This is a genomic window from Bradyrhizobium sp. ORS 278, from assembly GCF_000026145.1.
Lineage (GTDB): Bacteria > Pseudomonadota > Alphaproteobacteria > Rhizobiales > Xanthobacteraceae > Bradyrhizobium.
In genome coordinates this window covers 4654312-4680254 of the sequence record NC_009445.1, presented here as the reverse complement: position 1 = coordinate 4680254, position 25943 = coordinate 4654312, and the positions used below count along the sequence as shown (strand labels likewise).

Genomic DNA, 25943 nt, shown 5'->3' with positions numbered 1-25943 from the left:
CCGATTCCGAGCGTCGCGTCGACTTGTGGCAGCCACGCCCAAATTCGAGCCGGCCCCAGCTGGGTCGGGCCCGGGGCGCGCCATCATCCTGAACAGACACTCATCTTGCGAGTGGCTTGCAGCTTCTGGCGGCCATTGCTGCTGCGCGCTCGTCGGCGTTCATTTTCGGGGTGAAAGCCGCATCTGCGGAGTTCCATCGCGAAAATTTCGCGAAACATTCGCGTCCGTGCCGGGGCAGCGCCGTGCCGAGCATAAGGCGAAACGGGCGTTCTTCTTTCGCACCGCCACGAGAATGGTCCGAGAATACACCAAAAGTGCCCCGCGAGCGCTGCGACCCCAACCCCAATCGCTGTCACGTTGAGGCCCATAGGAGATCGGACCGGCGCAGGTGGGCGGGCCGTGATCCACACATCGTGACTATGAGAGCAGTTTGGAGGTTGGAATGAAGACGGTGAAGAGCCTTATACTTGGCTCGGCGGCGGCGCTGGTGCTTGCTGTCGGTGGAGCTCAGGCCGCCGACCTTCCGATCAAGGCGAAGCCGATCGAGTATGTGCGGGTGTGCTCGCTGTATGGCGCGGGCTTCTTCTACATTCCCGGCACCGACACGTGCATCAAGCTGGGCGGCTATCTGCGCGTTGATGCCGCGTTCAACACCAACAACATCTTCCAGAACCAGGCGAACGGTACCGGCGGTGCCCGCAACCGGCTCAGCAACTACTACACGACCCGCTCCCGCGCCGACTTGACGATCGATACCCGCACGTCGACGGAATATGGCGTCGTCCGCACGTTCTTCGAAGGTGTGTTCCAATTCACCGGCGGGACCGTCTCCGGGTCGAACCCGACGACCTTTACCGGTGACGCGATCGGCGGTGGCACGCTCGGTGTCTTCAACGCCTTCATTCAGTTCGCCGGCTTCACCATGGGTCGAGCCTTGTCGGTTTTCGATGCCCCCTGGGCGAATTATCCCGGCAACAATTTCGACGGCCTGGCCGGTGGCGGCGGCACCATCACCGGTGTCAACCAGTTCACCTACACTGCCGATTTCGGCTCTGGAATCACGGCAGCGATTTCAGCCCAGGATTCCCAGGTGAACTCGCAGACCAACATCTGGAACACGACGGGGCAGACGGCGGCCGGCGTCCTCACCGGCAACTACGGCACGACGTCGTTCGGCGGCAACGTGTCTCCCGACATCGTCGGCATGGTGCGCGTCGACCAGGCCTGGGGTCTGGTTCAGGCGTCGGTCGCGGCTCACGACAACCACACCGCCTTCAACGGTGCCACCGAAGTCACGGGTCATCCGGCTGACAAATGGGGCTACGCCGCGCAGGTGGCGTTGTCGGTCAAGAACATCCCGACCGGTGTCGGCGACACGATCAACGTGCAGGGCGTCTACACCAACGGCGCCAGCCGCTACAATTTCCAGAGCCTCGCACCGATCAACTATGCGATGTATGGCGGCACCAACATGGCCGGTGCCTACCAGAGCCTCGGCTTCGCCGGCGTCTCCGACTCCGTGTTCGCGACGGGCACTCAGCAGCAGCTGACGACGACCTATGGTTTCCGCGGTGCCTACACTCACAACTGGGATCCGTTCTGGAACACCGCCGTTTACGGCTCCTATGCCGCCGTGCGTTACAACGCCACGGCCAAGGGCCTGATCTGTAACGGCGCAGGCATCGTCGAGCTGAAGATCGCGGCGGCCAACTGCAACCCCGACTTCAACATCTCGACGATCGGCCTCATCACCCGCTGGACGCCGGTCAAGAACCTGACGTTCTCGGCCGACGTGGCATGGACCCGGCTGGATCAGAAGTTCACCGGAACCGCCGTCGCTCCGGCTGTCGCCGCCGTGGCGAAGCCCGCAGCCACCTACCAGCTGAAGGACCAGGACTCGGTCTCGATGCTGCTGCGCGCCCAGCGCAACTGGTGATGCGGGGCGAGTGACGAATCGGATAGCGAATAGGGAGGATGGACGATCATCGTCAGTCTCTCTATTCGCTGTCGCTGGTCGCGGGCGACCTGCTTGTCCTGCCTGGCCTTATCGACTTGGTGCCGATTGGCGGTACCAAGCGCAATGAGTTGATGACCGCGCTCGGGTTCATGCCGCGAATGTGAGATGAGCCGGAGCTCAGCTCACATTGCTGTTGAGCCTCGCAGGTCTCATCCGGTCGCGATCTGATCCTGAATTATTTCGAGCTGAGCGCGCGGCCGTCTCCGCGATCTTGCACGGCCCAGGATCAACGGTGAAACGAACCGTGTGGAGCGCGACTTGCTGCTTCGGCTCTGAGCCGACCTCCGTCACACTCCCTCGAGTCGAGGCGCGCCACGGCGATGCTTCGTGCAGATCTCGGAATTCTCTTCAGCAGCGACCGCCTAGGAACTGGATTGCAGCGCCAATAGCTGCCGCGAGAAGCTGACCAGCGGCGATCACCGGTCCAAAGGACGTCTCTGGAGGCGCGCAGGACCTGTGACGAGAGTATGCCCCGGAGTTCGGCGAGCTCGCCCGTCGATGAGGAGGGCGGCTGTCTCGGAGATTCTGACGCTTTGCAAGGCTCACGGAACGAGCTGGCAGCGCTCGAATTGGTCTGCGTCCCTCGAACAATGGAGAAATTCAATGACAATAGTGAAACCGATCTGCGCGTCGATTGTGCTGTTGGTGGCGGCTACGGCGTTCACCCCGAGCTTTGCTCGAGGGCGAGGGCCCGGCCCGTGCACGAGCCCGGGCAATTACGCTGTCGGTGCGGAGGGCCCGGCGATGAGCGGCGGGCAGTTGATGGCTGGCGTCGGTCAGTGTCGGCGGGTCGCGGGGTGGCGCAACAGCTACGCTTACGATCGCGGACCGTGGCAGCAAGCCCCAAGCTATGGTTATCGCGAGCCGGATTACGGCTACGGTGCTGCCGGGTTCGGCTTTGGCGGCGGCGAATGGTGAGCAGCGCAGAAGCGCGGAAAGTGCGCCGGCGGCGAGTGAGTCGCCGGCGCAGCCTCATGAGAAGATGAGCAGAGATGGACCTTGATGGCCTTGCGTAGGCGTCACGGTCTTGTGCGGTCGGCAGCGATCGTCACCGGCGGCACAGCCTGCCCTTGCCGCCAAGCTGCTGGCCAGCGAACGACCCGACGGGACCCGGCAAGCTCACGGACGAGTCCCATGGTCTCCAAGCGGTCCAGCCCGAGCAAGACGGGCCGTGATCGGGAGCTATCTTTCGCGTCGCGACTCGCTACTCGACGACGGACCCACGGCGCAGATCGGCCTCGATCTGCAGCCGTGACCCGCCGCCGAAGCGGGCGCGATAGACCTGCAGATTTTCCATCACGCGCTGCACGTAGTTGCGGGTTTCCGCGAACGGGATCAGCTCCACCCAGTCGACCGCATCGACATTGGGATCGCGCGGATCGCCATATCGCTCGATCCATTTCTTCACGCTGCCCCGGCCGGCATTGTAGGCCGCGAACGTCATGATGTAGGAGCCGCGATAGTCCTCGAGCAGGCCGCCGAGCTCGGCCGCGCCGAGCTGGGCGTTATACACAGGATCGGTCTTCATCCGGTTGAGATCGAAGCTGACGCCGGCGCGCTTGCAGACATAGCGGCCCGCATCGGGCGTGACCTGCATCAGCCCGTAGGCCTGCGCCGGAGACACCACGGCCTGGTTGAACGCGCTTTCCTGGCGGGCGATCGAGAAAATCACGCTCTGCTCGACCTCGGGTCCGATCGACCGGAACGCCGGGATGCCGTTGACGGGATAGGCGTAATGATCGAACGGCAGCCCGCGATTGAGCGCGGCCTTGCCGACCAGCAGCATCGCCCGCGCATCGCTCTGCCGGCCAGCGGCCTCGGCGAGCCCGAGCAGCACGTCTGGATCGCCATTGTCACCCATATCCGCGAAGATCGGGATCGCGACCTCGCCCTCGTCGAGGTCGTACAGCAGCTGCACCGCGCGAACCACTTCGAGACGCTCCACACCGCGGCCACGGCCGCCGGGCGCAGCGTTGAGGCCGAGCTGCGGCAGCCCGAGCTTGGCCCGCGCCAGCTGGCCGTAATAGCTCGTCGACTGCTCGGCCGCTGACGTGTAGGCGGCGCGCGCCTCCTGCATCCGGCCCATCGCCTCTGCCGCGCGGCCCTGCCAATAGCCGGCGCGCGCCAGCGTGGTCGGGTTGACGCTGCCGACGCCGATGCGGGCAAAGTGCTGGGCGGCCGTCGCCGGATCTTTGAGGAAGCGCAGCGCGATCCAGCCGGCGGTGAATTCCTGCTCGGTCTTGTAGATGTCGCGATTCGGCAGCGCAGCGTCGCGAGCGATCAGATAGGCGCTGCGGTAGTCGCCGGTATCGATCATCTTGCGCGCCAGAAGGCGGCGCTCGATCCACCATTCGTCGAGATTGTGCAGGCGGCCGGAATCCTTCGGCGCGCTCAGCATCAGCTGCGCCGCTTCCGTGAAATTCTCGTCGCGCCTGAGCAACTGGATCTTGCTGAAGATGTAGCCGGCGTCGCCATGCAGCTCATGCGGCACCGCGTCGAGTAGCGCGCGGCTGTTGGCGGCCTTACGGTAGGCCGCGATGCGCGCCTTGGCCAGCGCCATGTGCCCGGAACCGAGCCGCTTGGCCGCGCGCAGCGCTGCCTCGTGCTCGCTGCCATACAGCAGCGTGTCCATCCGCGCCTTGTGGTCGCCGCCGGAGATCAGGGCGCCGAACTGGTCGAGGATGTTGTTCTCGGTCTCCTCCGACATCGCATCGTTGCGCCAGGCCTCGCGAACCAGGCGCTCGGCATTGGCGCGGTCGCCGCGGTTGAGCATGACGCGGGCGAGCGCGAACTTGCCCTTGGCCGACAGCGGCGATTCGTTCTCGAACCACGACCACACCACCGAATCGTCGCGCTTGTCGTCCCACAGCGCGGCCTCGAGACGGCGGCGCAGGAAGCTCTGCGACGGCCAGCTCGGATTGGCGGTGATGAAGGCGCGGTAGCGCTCGACGGTGGCGTTGTTGTTGTCGCTGCGCAGGATGACCCATTCCGCGAGCTTGCGGGCCACGGGGTCCGAGATGGCCTGCTCGACCTGGGTGGCGTCATCCGGCTTGCGCTTGCGCACCAGCTCGATGACGTTCTCGAGCGCATCCTTGTCCGACTGCGAGGTCGAGGCCGTCGCGGCGATCGCGGCCGTAGCGATGGGCTTGCGGGGAGCGGGGAGGGCCGCGTGCTGGCGCGGCGGCAGCGCGCTGGGCATTGCACTCGGCGCCGAACCTGGCACCGCCCCTGGCGTAGTATCCCTGGGGGCGCCGCGGCTTGGCTCGGCAGCGCCTTTGCCGATGCTCTTGGTGTCCCTGAGATCCGCCTTCACATCGGCCTTGGCTTCCGCCCGCGCGTCAACCTTGCTTCTGGACTCGGCGGTATCTCTTGCGGGCGTTGCGGGAATCATGGAACGCGCGATCGGGCGCGCCTTCGGGAGAGGAACTTTGTCCTTGGCCAGCGCGATATCTCCGCCAAGGGCGAGACCCAGCGTCAGGCCGGCGGCCAGTGACGCCGAGAGAGACATCGACAGGGCGGTCGATCGCAATACGGCGGCGCGGGCAGACACGGGTACGGCGTTCCTTTGCGGCGGATGACTTCGATCCCTGACGCTCTTGGTCTATCGAAAAGGTGAACAAATACTAAATGTACCGGGATCGTTTGCAACCTGCGCCAACACCGCGGCGAAATCACGACCGAAGGGCGGCGTCACGGCCGTCCGCGAACTGACGGACAATCGGTTTCCGGGTTCCACTGAGCGGCGGCGTGACGCGGGAGAGCCGAAGTCCGGGCTGATTCGATCAGTTCGCGTGCCTGTTGAGAAGGCAGCCGACGTCAGGGCAGGCCTTCCGCCAGATGTCCAGACCCGGTATGAAGTGCGCTTCGCTCTGGGGCAACGCGCGTTGGGAGGGAGTTTCATGGCAGCCAAGACGAATTTCCGAGGCTCTTTCACCGCCTTGGTGACCCCTTTCAAGAACGGATCCGTCGATGAGGCGGCGTTCCGCAGCCTGGTGAACTGGCAGATCGATGAGGGGACCAACGGCCTCGTGCCAGTCGGCACGACCGGCGAGAGTCCGACCTTGAGCCATGACGAGCACAAGCAGGTGGTCGAGTGGTGCATCGCCGAGGCCAAGGGCAGGGTGCCCGTGGTCGCCGGTGCCGGCTCAAATTCGACCAAGGAGGCCGTCGAGCTCGCCCAACATGCCGAGAAGGCCGGCGCCGATGCCGTGCTGGTCGTCACGCCGTACTACAACAAGCCGACGCAGGAAGGCCTGTATCAGCACTTCAAGGCGATCAACGACGCGATCGGCATTCCGATCATCATCTACAACATCCCGCCGCGCTCGGTGATCGACATGTCCGTCGACACCATGAAGCGGCTGTACGACCTGAAGAACATCGCCGGCGTGAAGGACGCCACCGCCAGCATGGTGCGGGTGTCGCAGCAGCGCGCGGCGCTCGGCGCGGAGTTCAACCAGCTCTCCGGAGAGGACGCCACCATCATCGGCTACATGGCCCATGGCGGCCATGGCTGCATCTCGGTGACGTCGAACGTGGCGCCGCGGCTGTGCGCGGAGTTCCACGCTGCCTGGCAGAAGGGCGATGTCGCCACGGCGCTGAAGATCCACGACAAGCTGATGCCGCTGCACACCAATTTGTTCATCGAGTCGAACCCGGCGCCGGTGAAATACGCGCTGTCGCTGCTCGGCAAGATCGACGAGAAGCTGCGGCTGCCGATGGTGCCGGTGTCCGAGCCGACCCGTGTGGCGGTGCGCCAGGCCATGGTGCATGCCGGGCTGATCAACTGAGCTGAGCCGTTTCTTGCACGTCTGATGGGGAGACAGACATGTTGAAGGAATTCCGAGAATTCGCGATGAAGGGCAATGTCGTCGACCTCGCGGTCGGCGTCATCATCGGCGGCGCGTTCGGCGCCATCGTGACCTCGCTGGTCGGCGACATCATCATGCCGATCATCGGCGCCATCACCGGTGGTTTGGACTTTTCGAACTACTTCATTCCGCTCGCCAAGTCGGTCACTGCGACCAACCTGGCGGACGCAAAGAAGCAGGGCGCCGTGCTCGCCTATGGCAGCTTCCTGACGCTGACGCTGAACTTCTTCATCGTCGCCTTCGTGCTGTTCATGGTGATCCGCGGCATGAACAAGCTGAAGCGCCGGCAAGAGGCTGCTCCGGCCGCGCCGCCGAAGCCGAGTGCCGAGGTCGAGCTTCTCACCGAAATCAGGGATCTCCTGAAGAAAGCCTGACGTGGCGAACAAGAACGAGCCGAAGATCACCGTTGCCGCCGAGAACCGCAAGGCGCGGTTCAACTATGCGATCGAGGACACGATCGAGGCCGGCATTGCGCTGACCGGCACCGAGGTGAAGTCGGTCCGCGGCGGCAAATCGACGATCGCGGAATCCTATGCGGATTCCCGCGACGGCGAGATATGGCTGATCAACGCCAACATTCCCGAATATCTGCAGGCCAACCGCTTCAATCACGAGCCGAAGCGGCCGCGCAAGCTCTTGCTGCATCGCAAGCAGATCAACAAGCTGATGGGCGCGGTCGAGCGTGAGGGCATGACGCTGATCCCGCTCAAGCTCTATTTCAACGAGCGTGGCCGCGCCAAGCTGCTGCTGGCTGTCGCCAAGGGCAAGAAGCTGCACGACAAGCGCGAGAGCGAGAAGAAGCGCGATTGGGGCCGCGAGAAGGGTCGCCTGCTGCGCGCGCGCGGTTGACGCGCTGCGAGCCGTTGCGCGCTTGCCTGGGCCGCAGTCTGAACGCCAGAGCCTTGCCTAAACCTTCTTAGTGCCTCAGCCGTGGGATGCACCGATGACTCAGAAGAACCTGCTGGAGGTCGACTGGAGCAAGATCCCGGTGCCGGCCGATGACGGTGCGGCCGATCATCTCGTCGGCATGACCCTTCCGCCGCTCAGCCTGCGCGCCACCGACGACTCGCTGGTGACGCTGTCGGATCTGCCGGGACGGACGGTGGTGTTCGCCTATCCGCGCACCGGCGAGCCCGGCAAGGTGTCGCTGGTCGAGGACTGGGACCTGATCCCGGGCGCACGCGGCTGCACGCCGCAGGCCTGCAGCTTCCGCGACCTGTTCGGCGAGCTCAAGGCGGCCGGCGCCACGCACGTCTTCGGCCTGTCGACGCAGAGCAACGCCTATCAGACCGAGATGGCCTCGCGGCTGCATCTGCCGTTCCCGGTGTTGTCCGACGAGAAGCTGGAACTGACCCACGCGCTGCGCCTGCCGACGATGGAGATCGCCGGCCTGACCCTGATCAAGCGCCTCGCGCTGATCGTCGACGACGCTCGCATCACCCACGTGTTCTACCCGGTGTTCCCGCCAGACCGGAACGCGACCGACGTGCTGGACTGGCTGAAGGATCATCCAGCGTCGACGGCCTGAGACAGGCGTAGGGTGGGCAAAGCAGGCCGCGCGTGCCCACCGGCGGTGCCGGTGAGTGAGGCCGGTGGGCACGGCGCGCGAAGCAGCAATGCGAACGACAACGACACGGGCGCGCCTTTGCCCACCCTGGTGACGGGCAACTCATGAGTTCGACCGCGCGAACGCTGTCCGATACAGCGCCCTCTCCCACAAGGGGAGAGGGCGCAGTTATGGGCACCGCGCTCGCGTCCGGAAATGCTTGCTCCTCCGAACTAATCCAGCTCGGCCTTCACGCGGGCGAAGACTGCGTGGAACATCTCGGTCGTCAGCACGCCGGTGTTCGTGTTGTAGCGCGAGCAGTGGTAGCTGTCGTACAGCCTGATGCCGCCGGCCTGGTGCACGGCGCCATGGGAAAACGGCGCTGCGGCGGCGCGCAGGCCGAGGAGCTTCAGCAGCGTGTCATGCGAGATGCGGCCGAGCGCCACGATGCTGCGCAGGCGCGGCATCGCGGCGATGCTGGCGGCGAGGAAGCTGCGGCACTGGTTGATCTCGGCCGGCAGCGGCTTGTTCTGCGGCGGCACGCAGCGCACGGCATTGCTGATGCGGCAGTCGATCAGGGTCAGCCCGTCATCCGGACGTGCGTCGAACCGGCCTTTGGCGAAACCATATTGCAGCAGCGTGCCGTACAGCAGTTCGCCGGCGTAATCGCCGGTGAACGGCCGGCCGGTGCGGTTGGCGCCCTGCAGTCCCGGCGCCAGGCCGACGATCAGGAGGCGGGCGTTCGCGTCGCCGAACGACGGAACGGGCGCATTGAACCAGGACGGCTCGCGCGCCCGCTGCGCGGTGCGGAAATCCACCAGACGCGGGCACAGCGGACAATCACGGTCCGGATCGGTCGGGTGAGCCACTGAGGAATGTGAGGCCGAATCGGTCGTTCGAGTGCCGCGCGGGACCGGCCTAGTCCTCGAAATCGTCATCGGGAGACGTCGTGGTGGGCGTGGGCGTGCGAGCGGCCGGCGTGGTCGAGCGCTGCAGGAATTGCGGCGAATGGTGGCGCGGCTCGCGCGGGGCCGGGCGTTCGGACGGATCGCGGCCGAGCTTCGACTGCAACTCGACGAGGTCGGTGAAAACGTCCGCCTGGCGGCGCAGCTCGTCGGCGATCATCGGGGGCTGGCTCGAGATGGTCGAGATCACGGTGACGCGAACACCGCGGCGCTGCATTGCTTCGACCAGCGAGCGGAAGTCGCCGTCACCTGAGAACAGCACCATCTGGTCGATGTGCTCGGCAAGCTCCATGGCGTCGACCGCGAGCTCGATGTCCATGTTGCCCTTGACCTTGCGGCGGCCGCTGGCGTCGATGAACTCCTTGGTCGCCTTGGTCACGACCGTGTAGCCGTTGTAGTCCAGCCAGTCGATCAAGGGGCGAATCGACGAATATTCCTGATCCTCGATAATGGCCGTGTAGTAGAACGCACGAAGCAGCGTGCCGCGGCTCTGAAATTCCTTGAGGAGGCGCTTATAGTCGATGTCGAAGCCGAGCGTCTTGGCCGTTGCGTATAGGTTGGCGCCGTCAATGAAGAGCGCAATCTTATTGGTCGAAGATGACATTCAGTGTCTCGCGTTCAGTTAGCTTCTGTTTTTGGCGCGATGGGGTGGGTCGCGCATTCCATCTCAAGATACTGCCAAGGCGCGTGCGGACGGTCAGGTGTGACGTTACCGCAAACGGGATTGATCGGGGCAACAAAGGCGCACTTGTGACCGCGCAATGAAGCGTTTTCTTGTCCAAAGCCATGTTTGGCGGCTCCGGACGGCCCGTCAGCAAGGTCCCGGAATTCGACACCCCTTGCCGGTTAAAGAGACCGGTGGCCAGTTTGGCCTTGCGAAAACCGGTCAGTCTCTATAACTAGCCCAACATAATCAGCATATTAAGCACACAAAGGACCGGAGCGACAATGGCGCGCGTCACTGTGGAAGATTGTATCGATAAAGTCGACAACCGGTTTGACCTGGTCCTCCTGGCCGCGCATCGCGCGCGTATGATCTCGTCAGGTTCGCAACTTACAATTGACAGAGATAATGACAAGAATCCCGTTGTGGCACTCCGGGAGATTGCGGATTCGACCATTTCTCCCGAGGATCTGAAGGAAGAACTGGTGCATTCGCTGCAGAAGTTCGTCGAGGTCGACGAGCCCGAGCCCGACACGGTGCCGCTGATCGGCTCGGCTGGTGCCAGCGTCGATGCTGACGACACCGAGGTCGCCGTCGAGCGGATGACCGAGGAAGAGCTGCTCAAGGGTCTCGAAGGTCTCGCTCCGCCGGAGGAGCAGCCGGAAGAGGACGAGTGACGTCCTTCATCACCGCCGGCGCAAGCCTGGATTAACTTGTGAGATTGTGAAGGCCCGGACATCGTCCGGGCCTTTGCATTTGAACGTCATTTCGTGATTACCATAGGTCGCGCTGCGACCGCCTGCCGTCGGGTGGATTCGGTCCCAAAGATAAAGGTTTAGTCATTTTCCATGGTGGTTCCGGGCCACACTCCTCAGCAGATGCAGGCGGCGGCCGAATCAGCCGCGGTGGCGCCGCCGGCTGAGCGGCCGCGGCCGCCGAAGCCGCGCTCGCGCATGATGCGGCAGTACGACCTCGTCGAGCGGGTCCGTTCCTACAATCCGGATACGAACGAGGATCTGCTCAATCGCGCCTATGTGTACGCGATGAAGGCGCACGGCTCGCAGACGCGGGCCTCGGGCGACCCGTATTTTACCCATCCCCTCGAGGTCGCGGCCATTTTGACCGACCTCAAGCTGGACGACGCCACGATCGTCGCGGCGCTGCTGCACGACACGATCGAGGATACCGAGGCGACCCGCGCCGAGATCGACCGCTTCTTCGGGCCGGAGATCGGCGCGCTGGTCGAGGGTTTGACCAAGCTGAAGCGGCTCGAGCTGGTGTCGCGGGAGGCCAAGCAGGCCGAGAACCTGCGCAAGCTGTTGCTGGCGATCGCCGACGATGTCCGCGTGCTGCTCGTCAAGCTCGCCGACCGCCTGCACAACATGCGCACGCTCGACTTCGTGCCGGAGGCCTCGCGCCGCCGCATCGCCGAGGAGACGCTCGACATCTATGCGCCGCTGGCCGGCCGCATGGGCATGCAGGAGATGCGCGAGGAGCTGGAGGATCTCTCCTTCCGCACGCTCGATCCGCAGGCCTATGGCGTCGTGATGCAGCGGCTGGACGCGCTGGCCGACCGCAACCGCAATCTGATCGGCGAGATCGAGAGCCAGCTGGCGCGCAAGTTCCGCGACCATGGGCTGACCGCCCGGGTGTTCGGCCGGCGCAAGCGGCCATTCTCGATCTGGACCAAGATGGAGCGCAAATCCATCGGCTTCGAGCAGCTGTCCGACATCTTCGGCTTCCGCGTCATCATGCCGGACCTCGAATCCTGCTACCGCGCGCTCGGCATCGTGCACACGACCTGGCCGGTCGTGCCGGGGCGCTTCAAGGATTACATCTCGACGCCGAAGCAGAACGACTATCGCTCCATCCACACCACCGTGATCGGGCCGGGCAAGCAGCGCGTCGAGCTGCAGATCCGCACCGAGGACATGGACCAGATCGCCGAGCTCGGCATCGCCGCGCACGCCTTCTACAAGGACGACATCGGCTCGCCGACCGAGCTCCTGAAGCGCGAATCGAATGCGTTCGCCTGGCTGCGCCACACCATCGGCATCCTCTCGGAGAGCGCCAATCCGGAGGAGTTCCTCGAGCACACCAAGCTCGAGCTGTTTCACGATCAGGTGTTCTGCTTTACGCCGAAGGGCAAGCTGATCGCGCTGCCGCGCCACGCCAATGTGATCGACTTCGCCTATGCCGTGCATACCGATGTCGGCAACAGCGCCGTCGGCTGCAAGATCAACGGCAAGTTCGCCGCGCTCTCGTCGGAGCTGCAGAACGGCGACGAGGTCGAGGTGCTCACCTCGGATGCGCAGTCGGCGCCGCCCTCGGCCTGGGAGACGCTCGCCATCACCGGCAAGGCGCGGGCGGCGATCCGGCGCGCCACGCGCACCGCGGTGCGCGATCAATATGCCGGGCTCGGCCGACGCATCGTCGAACGCCTGTTCGAGCGCACCAAGCTCGAATATGCCGACGACAAGCTCAAGGGCGCGCTGCCGCGGCTGGCGCGGGCGTCGATCGAGGACGTGATGGCGGCGGTCGGGCGCGGCGAGATCAAGGCGTCCGACGTCGCCCGCGCGATGTATCCCGACTACAAGGAAGAGCGCGTCGTGCGCTATGGCGCCAAGAAGACGGCAACGCCGGCTGCAAAAACCGCGGCACCGGCAACCGAGCCGGCGCGCGGCGCATTCGCGATTCCGATCAGCGGCCTCAACTCCGGCCTGCCGGTGAAGTTCGCGCCCAATGGCGGCGCCGTGCCGGGCGACCGCATCGTCGGCATCGTCACGCCGGGCGAGGGCATCACGATCTATCCGATCCAGTCGCCGGCGCTGAAGGATTTCGAGGACGAGCCGGAGCGCTGGCTCGACGTGCGCTGGGACGTCGATGAAACCACGCCCCAGCGCTTTCCGGCGCGCATCAAGGTCGAGAACGTCAACGAGCCCGGCAGCCTCGCGCAGGTGGCGACCGTCATTGCCGAGCACGACGGCAACATCGACAATATCAGCATGAGCCGCCGCTCGCCGGACTTCACCGAGCTGACGATCGATCTCGAAGTCTACGACCTCAAGCATCTCTCGGCGATCATCAACCAGCTGCGCGCCAAGACGATCGTGGCGAAGGTCGACCGTGTGAATGGCTAATCTGCGGGTTTGGCCGCAGCGTTTCCTCCGGCGATGAGCTAAACCAGCAATTCCGTTTTGAGAGAACACCGCGAGCCTGCCGATGTCCCATCCCCCGAAGCTGCGCCTCGGCGTCAATGTCGACCACATCGCTACGTTGCGGAATGCGCGCGGCGGCCGTGCGCCGGATCCGGTACGCGCTGCGCTGCTCGCCATCGAGGCCGGCGCCGACGGCATCACCGCGCATCTGCGCGAGGACCGGCGGCACATCCGCGACGACGACATGGCCCGCCTCAAGGCGCAGATCTCCAGGCCGCTGAACTTCGAGATGGCGGCCACCGAGGAGATGGTGCGGATCGCGCTGGCGACGAAGCCGCATGCCTGCTGCCTGGTGCCCGAGCGGCGCGAGGAACTGACCACCGAGGGCGGGCTCGACGTCGTCGGCCAGCACAATGCGCTGGCGCCGGCGATCGCCCGGCTCAGCGAGGCCGGCATCCGGGTCTCGCTGTTCATCGCCGCCGACCCCGCCCAGATCGAGATGGCGGCGCGGCTGCGCGCGCCAGTCATCGAGATCCATACCGGCGGCTGGTGCGACGCGATCACCGATGGCCACCATGACAAGGCGGACGCCGAATGGCAGCGCATCGTGGCCGGTGCCCGCCAAGCCTATGCCGCAGGGCTCGAGGTCCATGCCGGCCATGGCCTGGATTACGCCACCGCCGAGCAGATCGCGGCCTTGCCTGAAATCCGCGAGCTGAACATCGGCTACTTCATAATGGGCGAGGCGCTGTTCGTGGGCCTGGCCGAGAGCGTGCGGACGATGCGCGCGGCGATGGATCGGGGCCGCGACCGGGCGACAGGGGCCACGGCATGATCATCGGCATCGGCTCGGACCTGATCGACATCCGCAGGGTCGGCGAGGTGATCGAGCGCCACGGCGAGCGCTTCCTGAACCGGATCTTCACCGAGGCCGAGCGCGCCAAGGCCGAGCGGCGGGCCAAGAACGAGAAGATGGTGGTCGCCACCTACGCCAAGCGATTCGCCGCCAAGGAGGCCTGCTCCAAGGCGCTCGGCACCGGCATCCGCCAGGGCGTGTGGTGGCGCGACATGGGCGTGGTCAACCTTCCGGGCGGCCGCCCGACCATGCTGCTGACGGGCGGCGCAGCCGAGCGGCTGAAGGCGCTGACCCCCGCGGGGCACGAGGCCCGGATCGACCTGTCGATCACCGACGACTGGCCGCTCGCCCAGGCTTTCGTCATCATTTCGGCGGTGCCCCTGGCGTCGTCCTGAGCCGGGCCGACGCCCAAGCGAAAACAAAAATACGATTGATTCCAGCATCTTATATTATTTTGATGCGGCTCTTGATTGCGCCGCCCCGCACAGTCGTCTAAAACCCGCCGGGATCGAACCGGCAACATCAAAGGCGGATTCTGGCTCAAACCGGAGTTGGCCTTGACCACCAGAATCAGGACAGACTCCCTTAAGCTGCGGACCCATACGTTGTTCGCGGTCGGCGGGGTGTTATGCAACGGCTGGCGAATCATCGGACCATTCGCCCAGGGACAGTGAAAGAGCGATGAGCGTGACCTCCGGAACCAAGACTGAGAGCGGCATCGGTGAAACCGTTCGTGTGGTCGTTCATGCCCTCCTGATCGCACTCGTGATCCGCACGTTCCTGTTCCAGCCCTTCAACATCCCCTCGGGATCAATGAAGGCGACCTTGCTGGTCGGCGATTATCTGTTCGTGTCGAAATATTCGTACGGCTATAGCCATTTCTCGATTCCGCAGTCGCCCAACATCTTCTCGGGCCGCATCTTCGGCTCGGAGCCTCGGCGCGGCGACATCGTCGTGTTTCGCCTGCCGAAGGACACCGAAATCGACTACATCAAGCGCGTGATCGGACTGCCGGGCGACCGCATCCAGATGCGTGACGGCCTGCTGTACATCAACGACGCGCCGGTCCAGCGCGAGCGGCTGACCGACTTCGTCGGCGAGGATCCCTGCGGCACCGCCGATTCGATCGCGCGGGTGAAGCGCTGGAAGGAGACGCTGCCGAACGGCGTCAGCTACGAAACCCTGGATTGCTTCGACCACGGCCCTTACGATAGTACGGACGTGTATACGGTGCCGCCCGGCAACTTCTTCATGATGGGCGACAACCGCGACAACTCGACTGACAGCCGTGTTCAGACGGCGGTCGGCTATGTCCCGTTCGAGAACATCATCGGCCGCGCCCAGATGATCTTCTTCTCCATTCGGGAGAACGAGCATGCCTGGGCGTTCTGGCGCTGGCCGATGTCCATCCGTTGGGAACGTCTGTTCAAGATCGTACGATGATCGACGACTCACCCGAGATCCAGACGACGCAGGCTGCTGCAACGAGCCCGCAAGCCGGCGCGGGCGCGCTCGAGGCTGCGCCCAAGACGTCGACGCGACCCAAGCCGGACGCGAAGCCTGAGGTGAAGTCTGAGGCAAAGGTCGAGCTTAAGGTCGAGCCGAAGATCGAAGCGAAGTCTGACGCGAAGACCGAAGCGAAGTCTGCCAATCCTGCCGAGCCGGCCTCCGAGGTCGATGGCCAGGGACCGAACGGCGTTGCGCCTCCGGTCGATGCGGAATCCGATGCCAAGCCGTCCGGCAAGGCCAAGGGCAGCCGCCGGACCAAGACCGCCGGAACCGGAGTCACGAAGAGCGTGAAGGCCGCCGAGAAGGCGGCCAATGCCGCGATCGAGGCGCGGATCGGCCATCGCTTCGCCGATCCGTCACTGCTCAGCACGGCCTTCACCCATGTCTCAGCGCTGAAATCCTCCAAGAAGCGCGGCGACAGCTATCAGCGCCTCGAATTCCTCGGTGACCACGTCCTGGGCCTGATCGTGTCGGACATGCTGTACCGCGCGTTCCCGAGCGCCGACGAAGGCGAACTGTCGAAGCGGCTGGCCGATCTCGTGCGCAAGGAGAGCTGCGCCGATGTCGCCAAGTCGCTTGGCCTGCTGGATGACATCAAGCTCGGCGCCGTTGGCGCCGGCGCCGGCGCGCGGCTGCGCAAATCGGTGCTCGGCGATGTCTGCGAGGCGGTGATCGGCGCGATCTTCCTGGATGGCGGCTACACGGCTGCGGCCGGCTTCGTCGAGCGCAACTGGACCGAGCGCATGCGCAAGCCGCGGCGGCCGCTGCGCGATCCGAAGACCGTGTTGCAGGAGTGGGCGCAGGGCAAGGGCTTGCCGACGCCGGTCTATCGCGAGGTCGAGCGCACCGGCCCGCATCACGATCCGCAATTCCGCGTTGCTGTCGATCTGCCCGGTCTGGAGCCGGCCGAAGGGGTGGGCGGATCCAAGCGGGCAGCCGAGAAGGTGGCGGCATCCGTGATGATCGAGCGCGAGGGCGTGAGCGGCGGCAGCAATGACGGCTGAGCAACAGGCCGGGCAGGGCGCGACCCGCTGCGGTTTCGTCGCGCTGATCGGCGCTCCGAATGTCGGCAAGTCGACCCTCGTCAATGCGCTGGTCGGCTCCAAGGTCACGATCGTCTCGCGCAAGGTGCAGACGACGCGCGCGCTGATCCGCGGCATCGTCATCGAAGGTCAATCGCAGATCATCCTGGTCGACACGCCCGGCATCTTCTCGCCGAAGCGAAGGCTCGACCGCGCGATGGTCACGACGGCCTGGAGCGGCGCGCATGACGCCGATCTGGTCTGCGTGCTGCTCGATGCCAAGAAGGGCCTGGACGACGAGGCGCAGGCCATCATCGACAAGGCGGCTTCGGTGGCGCACGAGAAGATACTGGTCGTCAACAAGGTCGACCTGGTGCCGCGGGAAAAGCTGCTGGCTTTGGTCGCCGCGGCCAATGAGAAGCTGGCCTTCGCGCGCACCTTCATGATCTCGGCGCTGTCGGGGGACGGCGTCGACGATCTCCGGCGCGCGCTGGCCGAGATGGTGCCGCCGGGACCGTTCCATTACCCCGAAGACCAGATGTCGGACGCGCCGATGCGTCACCTCGCGGCCGAGATCACCCGCGAGAAGATCTATTCGCACCTGCATCAGGAATTGCCCTATCAGTCCACGGTCGAGACCGACAGCTGGACCGAGCGCAACGACGGTTCGATCCGGATCGAGCAGACAATCTTCGTGGAGCGTGACAGCCAGCGCAAGATCGTGCTCGGCAAGGGCGGCGCGACGATCAAGTCGATCGGGGCGCAGTCGCGCAAGGAGATCGCCGAGATCACCGGCGTGCCGGTGCATCTGTTCCTGTTCGTGAAGGTGCGTGAGAACTGGGGCGACGATCCCGACCGCTATCGAGAGATGGGTCTCGAGTTCCCTAGAGAATGACGATGAGCGTGCCGCGCAACGTGTTGTGGTTCGAAGTGCTGCTCTACAGCTCGCTGATGCTGGATGCGCTCTCGGTTGCCGTCTCGGATCGCACGCCGACGCTCGAGATCACCGAGGACATGATCACGGCGCAGACCATTCTCAACGGCGTCGTCATCCTGCTGATGTTCTATTTCGTCTATCTCGCTGCGCAACGACGCAAGAACTGGCCGCGCTGGGTGCTGCTGGCGGCGCTGGTGCTGTCCGGCGTCTCGCTGGTCCAGGTGATCGGCGACAAGGGCATGACGCTCGATGCCGGCATCGAGGTGATCTCCTGCGCGTTGACGGCGATGGGGCTGTACTACTCCTTCACCGGCGACGCGCGCGGCTGGTTCGACGCTTAGTTGATGCGTGGTAGGGTGGGCAAAGCGCAGCGTGCCCACCGCGATCCGGGCGGTCCTGCCACTGGTGGGCCCGCTGCGCTTTGCCCGCCCTACGGTTTCGTCAATGCTGGCGGCTTTCGGGCGGCCGATTCGTGGAGACCGCTCACCCGATGGAATGGACCGATGACGGCATCGTGCTGGGGCTGCGGCGGCACGGCGAATCCTCCGCCGTCGTCGAACTGCTGACGCGCGAGCACGGCCGCCATCTCGGTCTCGTGCGCGGTGCCGCGGGCAAGCGGATGCGGCCGGTCCTGCAGCCCGGCAACACGGTGCGCGCGATCTGGCGGGCGCGGCTCGACGAGCATCTCGGCATGTACGCCGTCGACGGGCTCACCTTGCGCGCCGCGGAGCTGATGTCCGCCTCGCACGGTGCCTATGGCGTGACGCACCTGGCGTCCCTTGCACGGCTGTTGCCCGAGCGCGATCCGCACGAGGACATGTATTTCAGGCTCGAACATGCGCTTGATGATTTCGCGGATGCCGGCGCCGCCGCTGCCCATATCGTGCGCTTCGAGCTCGCGATCCTGACCGAGCTCGGCTTTGGTCTCGATCTGGAATCCTGCGCGGCGACCGGCGAGACCTCCGACCTGATCTACGTCTCGCCGAAATCCGGCGGCGCGGTCTCGCGCACCGCCGGCGCGCCATGGGCCGACCGGCTGCTGCCTTTGCCGCCATTCCTGCGCGAGAGCGACGAGGATCACGGCTGGTCCGACCAGGATCTGCTCGACGGTTTTCGCCTCACCGGCCTGTTCCTGCTGCGCCACGTCCTGGAGCCGCGGGGGCAAGGCCATTCGGATGCGCGTGAAGGCTTCATCAATGCGGTGACGCGGGCGAGGACGCGGCTCACGCGCGCTTGAGCCGAGAGGGGAAACATCATGGGACTGCTCGTCGACGGCCAATGGCACGACGTCTGGTATGACACGGCGGCCTCCGGCGGCCGCTTCGTGCGCAAGGATTCGGCCTTTCGCAGCTTCGTCACATCCGACGGCAGCCCGGGTCCGACCGGCAGTGGTGGCTTCAAGGCCGAGGCCGGGCGGTATCATCTCTATGTCAGCCTCGCTTGTCCGTGGGCGCACCGCACCCTGATCATGCGCACGCTCAAGGGGCTCGAGGGGATGATCTCCGTCTCCGTCGTGCACTGGCTGATGCGCGAGCGGGGCTGGACGTTTGCCGAGGGTCCCGGCGTCGTCGCTGATGAGATCAATCATGCGGAGGTCCTGCACCAGGTCTACACCGCGGCCGATCCACACTATTCCGGCCGTGTCACCGTGCCGGTGCTCTGGGACAAGGCGCAGCGGACGATCGTCAACAACGAGTCCTCCGAGATCATCCGGATCCTGAACGCGGCTTTCGACGGCATCGGCGCCAAGCCAGGCGACCATTATCCGCAGGCATTGCGCGGCGAGATCGACGCAATCAATGCCCGCGTCTACGACACGCTCAACAACGGCGTCTACAAATGCGGCTTTGCGACCACGCAAGCGGCTTACGAGGAGGCCATCGGGCCGCTGTTCGCGACGCTCGACTGGCTCGATGAACGGCTTGCAATGCGGCGCTTCCTGTTGGGCGACGCCGTCACCGAGGCCGATATCCGGCTGTTCACGACCCTGATCCGCTTCGATGCCGTCTATGTCGGCCACTTCAAGTGCAATATCCGCCGTATCGCCGACTATCCGAATCTCTCGGCCTACACGCGCGATCTCTACCAATGGCCGGGGATCGCCGAGACCGTGAACTTCCAGCATATCAAGGGGCACTATTACGAAAGCCACCGCACAATCAATCCGACCGGCATCGTTCCGCTCGGCCCGCAGCAGGATTTCACCGCGCCGCACGGCCGCGCGCGGCTGGCAACGTCCTGACGGCGGCATGACAGGGGAACGCGACCTCGGCACGCTGCTGCTGACGATGACGCCCGAGATGCAGGACGGCGTCTTCGTGTTCTGCGGCCTCGCCGACGGCAGAGAGCTTCCCGCGACGCTGACCCCCTTGATGCTGTTTCGCGAGCGCGAAGGCATCACGCTGATCGTCCGGCGTGAGGAGGCGGAGCGGGCCGGGCTGGACTATCAGTTCGCGGCGCGTCTCATCACCCTTTCGGTGCATTCCGCGCTCGACGCCGTCGGCTTTCTCGCCGCCGTCACGGCGAAGCTGGCGGCGGCCGGCATCAGCGTCAATGCCGTGTCGGCCCTTCATCATGATCATCTGTTCGTCCCCGAAGCGCAGGGCGACGAGGCGATGCGGCTGCTGCGGGAGCTGTCTCGCAACGCAGCCGGTGAATGATCGCGCCGGCCGGCGAAGGTTAGGTCTTGCCCCGAGTGTGATGTCGCGACTGGTTGCGCGGAGGTGCGCTCGGCTTCTTGCGTGGGCTGGGCCGCGAACGATGCGCGCCGCCGATCGCGCGGGACGCCGGTGGACGGCGCGGCCCGGTCAAGGTTCGCGCGGCTTGCGCGCGAACCATTTCGATGAGCATCATCGCGGCCGGCGACAGGGTTCGGCCCTTCAGTCGCAAAATGCCGAACTGCGCCAGCAGCAGGTTGGTCGCGCGAGGCTCGCGCAGCTCGACCACGTTGAGCCGGACCAGCTGGCCGGAGGCAAGCTCGTGGGTGAGAACCGCATCGCCCGCGACCAGCACGACATCCGAGCGAAGAGCCATCTGCACGAGCAGGCCCGCATTCTCGGATTCGAGCGCGACGTCGAAGCCGCGCCCTCCCGGTGCAGCGATCAGCTCATCCAATCGCCTGCTGAATTCCGGCGGCAGCGCGACGGAGGCGAAGTGCTGCCCGGCCAGATCGCGGGCCAAGAGCTCGCGCCGGCTCGCCAAGGGATGTGACGGCCGGCAGTAGAAGTGTCCGGGGAGGCTGCCGAGCGGCTCGATGTCAAGGCTGTCGTCAGCGCGGATGTCGGTGATGTGCGCCAGGAAAAAATCGAGCTTTCCCTGCTGCAGCACCTCCATCAGGGCGCGCCAATTATCCTGCACGACGGTTATGCGCACCGACGGATGGTCCGAATACAGCCGCGCCATGGCATCCGGCAGCAAGGTCAGGCCGGTGAACGCGCCCACGCCCACCGTCACCTCGCCGGCATCTCCCGAGCGCAACAGCCGCATCTCGCGGCCGATATCGTCGGCGCCCGACAGCAGTGAGCGGGCCCGCGCCACCAGTCGCTCGCCGACCGCGGTGATCTCGACCGCGCGCGAGCTGCGGTCGAACAACCGCATGCCCGCCGATTGCTCGAGCGTCTGCAGGCTGCGGCTCAGGGCCGACTGGGTGACATGGGCGCGCTTGGCGGCCCGTGCGAAATGCCGTTCTTCCGCGAGGTAGACCAGCTGCTGCAACTGACGCAAGGTCGGCGGATGCATCGATGATCCCAACTCATTGATCTGACCATAACAATTCATTGGATTTCTAAGACGGTCAATCTCAGAATGGCGCAAACATATCAGGGGAAATACCGGGGCGGGCCGCCGTGTCGCGCCAGTCTCCGGCTTCCCCGTCAAGAGGCTTTCCAATGCCCAATGGCGCGCAAGCTCTGGTCAGGACCCTCGCCAATGCCGGCGTGCGGGTCTGCTTCACCAATCCCGGCACCTCTGAAATGCACTTCGTCGCCGCGTTGGACACGGCGTCGGAGATGCGCGCGGTGCTGTGCCTGTTCGAAGGCGTCGCCACCGGTGCTGCGGACGGCTATGCCCGCATGACCGGCACGCCGGCGGCGACTCTGCTGCATCTCGGCTGCGGGCTCGGTAACGGCCTCGCCAACCTGCACAATGCGCGCAAGGGCAAGGTGCCCGTCGTCAACATCGTCGGTGACCACGCGACCTATCACGTCAAATACGACGCTCAGCTGCAGTCGGACATCGAGACCGTCGCGCGCAACGTCTCACCGAGCTTCGTCTGGACCTCGCAGGTGACATCCGAACTCTGCCGCGATGCGGTCGCGGCGGTGAAAGCTGCGTGCTCATGGCCGGGGCAGGTGGCGACCCTGATCCTGCCGGCCGACGTGTCCTGGGGCGAGGGCGGCGTGCCCGAGCCGGCACCGGTGATCGAGCCGCCGCCTTTGGCCGACGACGCGGCCGTGCAGGCAGTCGCCGCCGCGATCAAGGCGGGCGGCCGCAGCGCCATCCTGCTGGGCGGCACGGCGTTGCAGGAGCAGGCGCTGCTCGCCGCCGCACGCATCGCCGCGAGCTGCGGCGTCAAGGTTTTCGCCGAGACGTTTCCGACGCGGATGGAACGCGGCGCCGGCCTGCCGGGCGTCGAACGCATCGCCTATCTCGCCGAGATGGCACAGATCCAGCTCAAGGAGATCGACACGCTCGTCCTGGTCGATGCCAAGGCGCCGGTCTCGTTCTTTGCCTATCCTGGCAAGAGGAGCTATCTGCCGCACGACGGCTGCAAGGTGCTGACGCTCTCGACGCCTGCGGAAGATGCCGCGGGAAGCCTGGCCAAGCTGGTCAAGGCGCTCGGCGCCGAGCAGGCGACACCAGAATTGGCGGCCCCTTCGCGGCCCGGGCGTCCGCGCGGCAACAGGCTGACGGCTGAGAAGGTCTGCAAGGCCGTCGGCCATCTTCTGCCGGAGAACGCCATCATCATCGACGAGGCGATCAGCTCCGGCCTGATGCTGTCGAAGTTCACCGCCGGCGCGCCGCGCCACGATCTGATCACCTTGACCGGCGGCGCCATCGGGCAGGGGCTGCCGAATGCGATCGGCGCCGCGATTGCCTGCCCGGACCGGCCGGTGATCGCGCTGATCGGCGATGGCAGCTCGATGTACACGATCCAGTCGTTGTGGACGATCGCGCGCGAGCGGCTCAACGTCACCGCGGTGATCTTCAACAACGCATCCTACTCGGTGCTCAATGTCGAACTGGAGCGGGTCGGGGCCGAGAAGATCGGACCGAAGGCGCGTGCGCAGCTCGACCTGCACGGGCCGGTGCTGAAATTCGCGCAGATCGCCGACGGCATGGGCGTGCGGGCGACACGCGTCACCACGCCGGACGAGTTCACCGATGCGCTGGCCTGTTCGCTGAAGCGCCCGGGTCCCCATCTGATCGAGGCCGTGGTGCCGCCGGCGCTGAGCGGGCTGAAGCTGAAGCTGCTGCCGCATCTGCTGGGATCGCTCGACCGCGTGCCGCTGCCGGTGGCGCGCATGCTCAAGCGCAAGATTGCGCCGTGACATGAGCGCGCCGCTGCAAGCCGACCTCGTCATCGCCGGCGGCGGCCTCGCCGGCATCGTCACCGCGCTCGAGGCTTTGCGCGCCGGCAACTCCGTCGTAATCGTCGATCGCGATACGCCGGAGCGGTTCGGTGGACTGGCGCTGTGGGCCTTCGGAGGCATGGCGCTGGTCGGCACGCCCTTGCAGGCGCGGATGAAGATCCCGGACACGCCGGAGATCGCGCTGCGCGACTGGATCCGGTTCGGCGAGCTCGACGAGCGCGAGCACTGGCCGTTGCAGTGGGCGCGCTATTACGTCGAGCATTCGCGGAGCGAGATCTACGACTGGCTGTCGTCGCACGGCGTGACCTTTATGCCCGCCGTGAACTGGGTCGAGCGCGGCCTCGTGGGCGACGGCAACGCGCTGCCGCGCTATCACATCGTCTGGGGCACCTCGCAGCGGCTGACGCGCGTGATGATCGCCGCGATGCGCGCCGCCGATCGCGGCGGCAAGCTGACGGTGCTGCATCGTCATCGCGTGGTCGGCCTCGATCGGGCGGGCGGAGCTATGGCGGGCGTCATCGCCGTCAATGAGGATAGCGGTGCCGAGATCCGCATCGCTGCGCCGCTGACGGTGCTCGCCATGGGCGGCATCAATGGCGGCCATGCGGAGGCGCGCGCCAACTGGGTGAAGGGACGGCCGATGCCGTCCGCCATGCTCAACGGCGCGCACCCGTTCGCCGACGGCAAGCTGCATCATCACGCGGCCGAGACCATCGGCGCGCAGATCACCCATGCCGGCGAAATGTGGAACTACGCCGCCGGAATTCCGCATCCGTTTCCGCATTTCGACGGTCACGGCCTGTCGCTGGTGCCGTGCAAATCGGCGCTGTGGCTCGACCATCGCGGCGAGCGCATCGGCCCGCAGCCGCTGGTCACCGGCTTCGACACCTACGATCTGTGCCAGCGCGTCGCCGCGCAGGAGAAGCCGTATACGTGGCACCTGTTGAACTGGCGGATTGCCGCCAAGGAGTTCGCGATCTCGGGCGCCGAGCACAATGCGCGCATCCGCGAGCGGCAGATGCCGATGTTCCTCAAGGAGACGTTGCTCGGCAATCACCGCCTGGTCCGGCAGATGCAGCGCGAGAGCCGGCATTTCCTGGTCGACGAGACGCTGGCGGGCCTTGCCGCCAAGATGAACGCGTTCACCGGCACCGACGACATCAAGCCCGAGGTGCTGCAGGCGACCGCCGATGCCTTCGATGCGAACTTCGAGAACGGCGACAAGCTCTTCAACGACGACCAGCTGCGCCGCATCCTGCACGCGCGGCAATGGGGACCCGACAAGCTGCGCACCTGCAAGCCGGCGCCGCTGCAGATGCGCGGGGCCGGGCCGTTCATCGCGATCCACATGCAGCTGATCACCCGCAAGAGCCTCGGCGGCCTGAAGACCGATCTGCACAGCCGGCTGCTCGACGCCGCGGGCAGCCCGATCAGCGGCCTCTACGCCGTCGGCGAAGCCGCGGGCTTCGGGGGCGGTGGCGCCTCGGGCAAGCGCTCGCTGGAGGGAACATTTCTGCCCGGCTGCATCCTCACGGCAAAGGCAGCGGTAAAGGCGATGTGAGGAGCGCGAGGGCAACGAGCGATGTTCCTCAAGACAGGCGCGTCGCTTAGTGAGGGGCAGGATCTCTCCGCACGTCATTCCGGGGCGCACCGTAATGACGATGTGCGACAGCTTGGGCTTCTCGCGCGTGGCAGCACTGCCCTAAACACACGAAAAGTTTTGCGCCGCCGCTGTCGATCCACCTCTCATGCGTTCGTCTTCAAGGCACAGCCATGGAGACCCCGTCATGAAGATCTACTGGATCAAGGCCCAGGCCCCGCGCCGCGTGCTGGCGCTGGTCAAGCATCTCGGCGTGCCCGCCGAATTCATCGACATCACGGGCCGCATGAAGACCGAGGACTACGCCGCGCTCAATCCCAACATGAAGGCGCCGGTGCTGGTCGACGGTGGTACCGTCTTGTGGGAGTCCACCGCCATCATGGCCCATCTCTGCGTCCGCGAGAGCTGCGACATGTGGCCGTCACGCGACCCGCGGGAACAGGTCGAGGTGCTGCGCTGGCTGGCCTGGACCGACAGCCATTGGAATCCGGCCGTCGCGCCATTCTATTTCGAGCACATCGTGCGGAGGAACTTCAACCTCGGTGCGCCCGATCGCGCGTCGCTTGTCGGCAAGGTTGCCAACCTAAAGACTTTCGCCTCCGTGCTCGACGCCCATCTGCGCGCGCACGGCCACATCGCTTGCGATCGGCTCACCATCGCGGACTTTGCCGCGGCTTCGATGGCCGCCGACTGGCGCGAGGCGGAAATGCCGCTGGATCAGTTTCCTAACATCGGGCGCTGGCTGGACGGCCTGATGCGCTTGCCGGCCTGGGCCGAGCCATGGCCGGAGCAGCGCTCGGCGGCGGCCTAAGTCCACCCGCGCGATCGACATCGGCGACCGGCCGCCGAGGCCGGTGCGGGGATGCGTGCGAGTTCGATCGTCAGAACGAGTCCACGGGGATCGCTGCGCCACAGAGCGCGGCGATCAGCGTGAGGAGCAATCCGATCCCCGCAAACAAGGCGACCGTTTCCAGGTCCTGGCGCGACTTGGCCTTGTCGCTTGCAAGCTTTGCGGACCGGAACGAATGCGGGACGAGGACATCGAGGTGACTCTTGTCGAACATCGGTACGCTCCAGCATCCTGGGAACCGGAATGGGATGAGCCGCGGAATGGTCTGAAGATCATTCGAGCGACTGCCGCAATTCACGCGGAGGATCTCGCTCTCGTATTGATTTGGTCTCGGTCGGCCCAGGCAAGTTCAAACCG

26 protein-coding genes are annotated in these 25943 nt (G+C 65.5%); 21 read left to right on the top strand and 5 right to left on the bottom strand.

Features of this window, described 5'->3' with window-relative positions; all coding sequences use genetic code 11:
• The first annotated feature begins 442 nt into the window (after positions 1-442).
• From BRADO_RS20865 to BRADO_RS35105, 3 genes are all read left to right on the top strand, one after another.
• Positions 443-1936, top strand: coding sequence for a porin (locus BRADO_RS20865; RefSeq protein WP_011927329.1), 1494 nt, complete (start codon positions 443-445; stop codon positions 1934-1936).
• 38 nt (positions 1937-1974) lie between these two features.
• Positions 1975-2121: a hypothetical protein gene (locus BRADO_RS35110; RefSeq protein WP_157872596.1), complete on the top strand. Its 147-nt coding sequence runs from the start codon at positions 1975-1977 to the stop codon at positions 2119-2121.
• A gap of 640 nt (positions 2122-2761) precedes the next feature.
• On the top strand, positions 2762-2935 hold the full coding sequence (locus BRADO_RS35105) for a hypothetical protein (RefSeq protein WP_157872595.1): 174 nt from the start codon (positions 2762-2764) through the stop codon (positions 2933-2935).
• Positions 2936-3221: 286 nt separating this feature from the next.
• On the opposite strand, the gene BRADO_RS20860 is transcribed toward BRADO_RS35105, so the two are convergent.
• Positions 3222-5525 carry a lytic transglycosylase domain-containing protein gene (locus tag BRADO_RS20860; protein WP_050781024.1) on the bottom strand — a complete coding sequence of 768 codons (2304 nt, stop codon included), beginning with the start codon at positions 5523-5525 and terminating at the stop codon, positions 3222-3224.
• 391 nt (positions 5526-5916) lie between these two features.
• On the opposite strand from BRADO_RS20860, the gene dapA reads away from it, so the two are divergent.
• The 4 genes from dapA to BRADO_RS20840 all read left to right on the top strand — a co-directional run bounded on the left by dapA (position 5917) and on the right by BRADO_RS20840 (position 8416).
• Positions 5917-6807 carry a 4-hydroxy-tetrahydrodipicolinate synthase gene (gene dapA, locus BRADO_RS20855; protein WP_011927326.1) on the top strand — a complete coding sequence of 297 codons (891 nt, stop codon included), beginning with the start codon at positions 5917-5919 and terminating at the stop codon, positions 6805-6807.
• 38 nt (positions 6808-6845) lie between these two features.
• A complete protein-coding gene (gene mscL / locus BRADO_RS20850) occupies positions 6846-7262 on the top strand; it encodes a large conductance mechanosensitive channel protein MscL (RefSeq protein ID WP_011927325.1) in 417 nt (138 codons plus the stop codon).
• Between the two features lies 1 nt (position 7263).
• On the top strand, positions 7264-7737 hold the full coding sequence (gene smpB, locus BRADO_RS20845; RefSeq protein WP_008962897.1) for an SsrA-binding protein SmpB: 474 nt from the start codon (positions 7264-7266) through the stop codon (positions 7735-7737).
• Positions 7738-7831: 94 nt separating this feature from the next.
• On the top strand, positions 7832-8416 hold the full coding sequence (locus BRADO_RS20840) for a peroxiredoxin (RefSeq protein WP_011927324.1): 585 nt from the start codon (positions 7832-7834) through the stop codon (positions 8414-8416).
• 251 nt (positions 8417-8667) lie between these two features.
• Here the strand turns inward: BRADO_RS20840 and BRADO_RS20835 are convergent, their stop codons facing one another.
• Together BRADO_RS20835 and BRADO_RS20830 are read right to left on the bottom strand one after the other, a co-directional pair.
• Positions 8668-9372 carry a uracil-DNA glycosylase gene (locus BRADO_RS20835; RefSeq protein WP_041756772.1) on the bottom strand — a complete coding sequence of 235 codons (705 nt, stop codon included), beginning with the start codon at positions 9370-9372 and terminating at the stop codon, positions 8668-8670.
• Positions 9353-10003: an NYN domain-containing protein gene (locus BRADO_RS20830; RefSeq protein WP_008962894.1), complete on the bottom strand. Its 651-nt coding sequence runs from the start codon at positions 10001-10003 to the stop codon at positions 9353-9355. Before BRADO_RS20830 ends, BRADO_RS20835 begins: the two co-directional genes overlap by 20 nt.
• Before the next feature lie 344 nt (positions 10004-10347).
• Between BRADO_RS20830 and rpoZ the strand changes: the two genes are divergently transcribed.
• The 11 genes from rpoZ (at position 10348) to BRADO_RS20775 (ending at position 20205) form a co-directional block, all read left to right on the top strand.
• Positions 10348-10740: a DNA-directed RNA polymerase subunit omega gene (gene rpoZ / locus BRADO_RS20825; RefSeq protein WP_006612728.1), complete on the top strand. Its 393-nt coding sequence runs from the start codon at positions 10348-10350 to the stop codon at positions 10738-10740.
• Positions 10741-10911: 171 nt separating this feature from the next.
• Entirely contained in the window at positions 10912-13203 is a 2292-nt protein-coding gene (locus BRADO_RS20820; protein WP_011927322.1) for a bifunctional (p)ppGpp synthetase/guanosine-3',5'-bis(diphosphate) 3'-pyrophosphohydrolase, read from the top strand.
• Between the two features lie 82 nt (positions 13204-13285).
• The gene (locus BRADO_RS20815) at positions 13286-14056 is read left to right on the top strand and encodes a pyridoxine 5'-phosphate synthase (RefSeq protein ID WP_011927321.1); all 771 of its coding nucleotides are present in this window, start codon (positions 13286-13288) and stop codon (positions 14054-14056) included.
• Positions 14053-14472, top strand: coding sequence for a holo-ACP synthase (gene acpS / locus BRADO_RS20810; RefSeq protein ID WP_011927320.1), 420 nt, complete (start codon positions 14053-14055; stop codon positions 14470-14472). The genes BRADO_RS20815 and acpS overlap by 4 nt, the downstream gene beginning before the upstream one ends.
• Before the next feature lie 286 nt (positions 14473-14758).
• Entirely contained in the window at positions 14759-15520 is a 762-nt protein-coding gene (gene lepB, locus BRADO_RS20805) for a signal peptidase I (RefSeq protein WP_011927319.1), read from the top strand.
• Positions 15517-16590 (top strand): ribonuclease III, encoded by a 1074-nt coding sequence (rnc, locus tag BRADO_RS20800; protein ID WP_011927318.1) that lies wholly within the window; start codon positions 15517-15519, stop codon positions 16588-16590. Before lepB ends, rnc begins: the two co-directional genes overlap by 4 nt.
• Positions 16580-17503, top strand: a complete 924-nt coding sequence (era, locus tag BRADO_RS20795) for a GTPase Era (RefSeq protein ID WP_011927317.1) — start codon at positions 16580-16582, stop codon at positions 17501-17503. Before rnc ends, era begins: the two co-directional genes overlap by 11 nt.
• Before the next feature lie 2 nt (positions 17504-17505).
• On the top strand, positions 17506-17886 hold the full coding sequence (locus BRADO_RS20790) for a hypothetical protein (protein ID WP_011927316.1): 381 nt from the start codon (positions 17506-17508) through the stop codon (positions 17884-17886).
• Between the two features lie 149 nt (positions 17887-18035).
• On the top strand, positions 18036-18782 hold the full coding sequence (recO, locus tag BRADO_RS20785) for a DNA repair protein RecO (RefSeq protein WP_011927315.1): 747 nt from the start codon (positions 18036-18038) through the stop codon (positions 18780-18782).
• An 18-nt stretch (positions 18783-18800) separates the two neighbouring features.
• Positions 18801-19787 (top strand): glutathione S-transferase family protein, encoded by a 987-nt coding sequence (locus BRADO_RS20780; RefSeq protein ID WP_011927314.1) that lies wholly within the window; start codon positions 18801-18803, stop codon positions 19785-19787.
• 7 nt (positions 19788-19794) lie between these two features.
• Complete coding sequence (locus BRADO_RS20775) at positions 19795-20205, top strand: ACT domain-containing protein (RefSeq protein ID WP_011927313.1); 411 nt, start codon at positions 19795-19797, stop codon at positions 20203-20205.
• Between the two features lie 19 nt (positions 20206-20224).
• Here BRADO_RS20775 and BRADO_RS20770 read toward each other — a convergent pair whose 3' ends face one another.
• Positions 20225-21283 (bottom strand): LysR family transcriptional regulator, encoded by a 1059-nt coding sequence (locus BRADO_RS20770; RefSeq protein ID WP_011927312.1) that lies wholly within the window; start codon positions 21281-21283, stop codon positions 20225-20227.
• A 149-nt stretch (positions 21284-21432) separates the two neighbouring features.
• Here BRADO_RS20770 and BRADO_RS20765 point away from each other — a divergent pair, with 149 nt between their 5' ends.
• From BRADO_RS20765 to BRADO_RS20755, 3 genes are all read left to right on the top strand, one after another.
• Positions 21433-23094, top strand: coding sequence for an acetolactate synthase large subunit (locus tag BRADO_RS20765; RefSeq protein ID WP_011927311.1), 1662 nt, complete (start codon positions 21433-21435; stop codon positions 23092-23094).
• 1 nt (position 23095) lies between these two features.
• Positions 23096-24697, top strand: a complete 1602-nt coding sequence (locus BRADO_RS20760; protein ID WP_041756771.1) for an FAD-binding protein — start codon at positions 23096-23098, stop codon at positions 24695-24697.
• A gap of 226 nt (positions 24698-24923) precedes the next feature.
• Positions 24924-25547 carry a glutathione S-transferase family protein gene (locus BRADO_RS20755; protein WP_011927309.1) on the top strand — a complete coding sequence of 208 codons (624 nt, stop codon included), beginning with the start codon at positions 24924-24926 and terminating at the stop codon, positions 25545-25547.
• A 70-nt stretch (positions 25548-25617) separates the two neighbouring features.
• Here the strand turns inward: BRADO_RS20755 and BRADO_RS20750 are convergent, their stop codons facing one another.
• Positions 25618-25800, bottom strand: a complete 183-nt coding sequence (locus BRADO_RS20750; RefSeq protein ID WP_011927308.1) for a hypothetical protein — start codon at positions 25798-25800, stop codon at positions 25618-25620.
• Positions 25801-25943 lie beyond the last annotated feature (143 nt).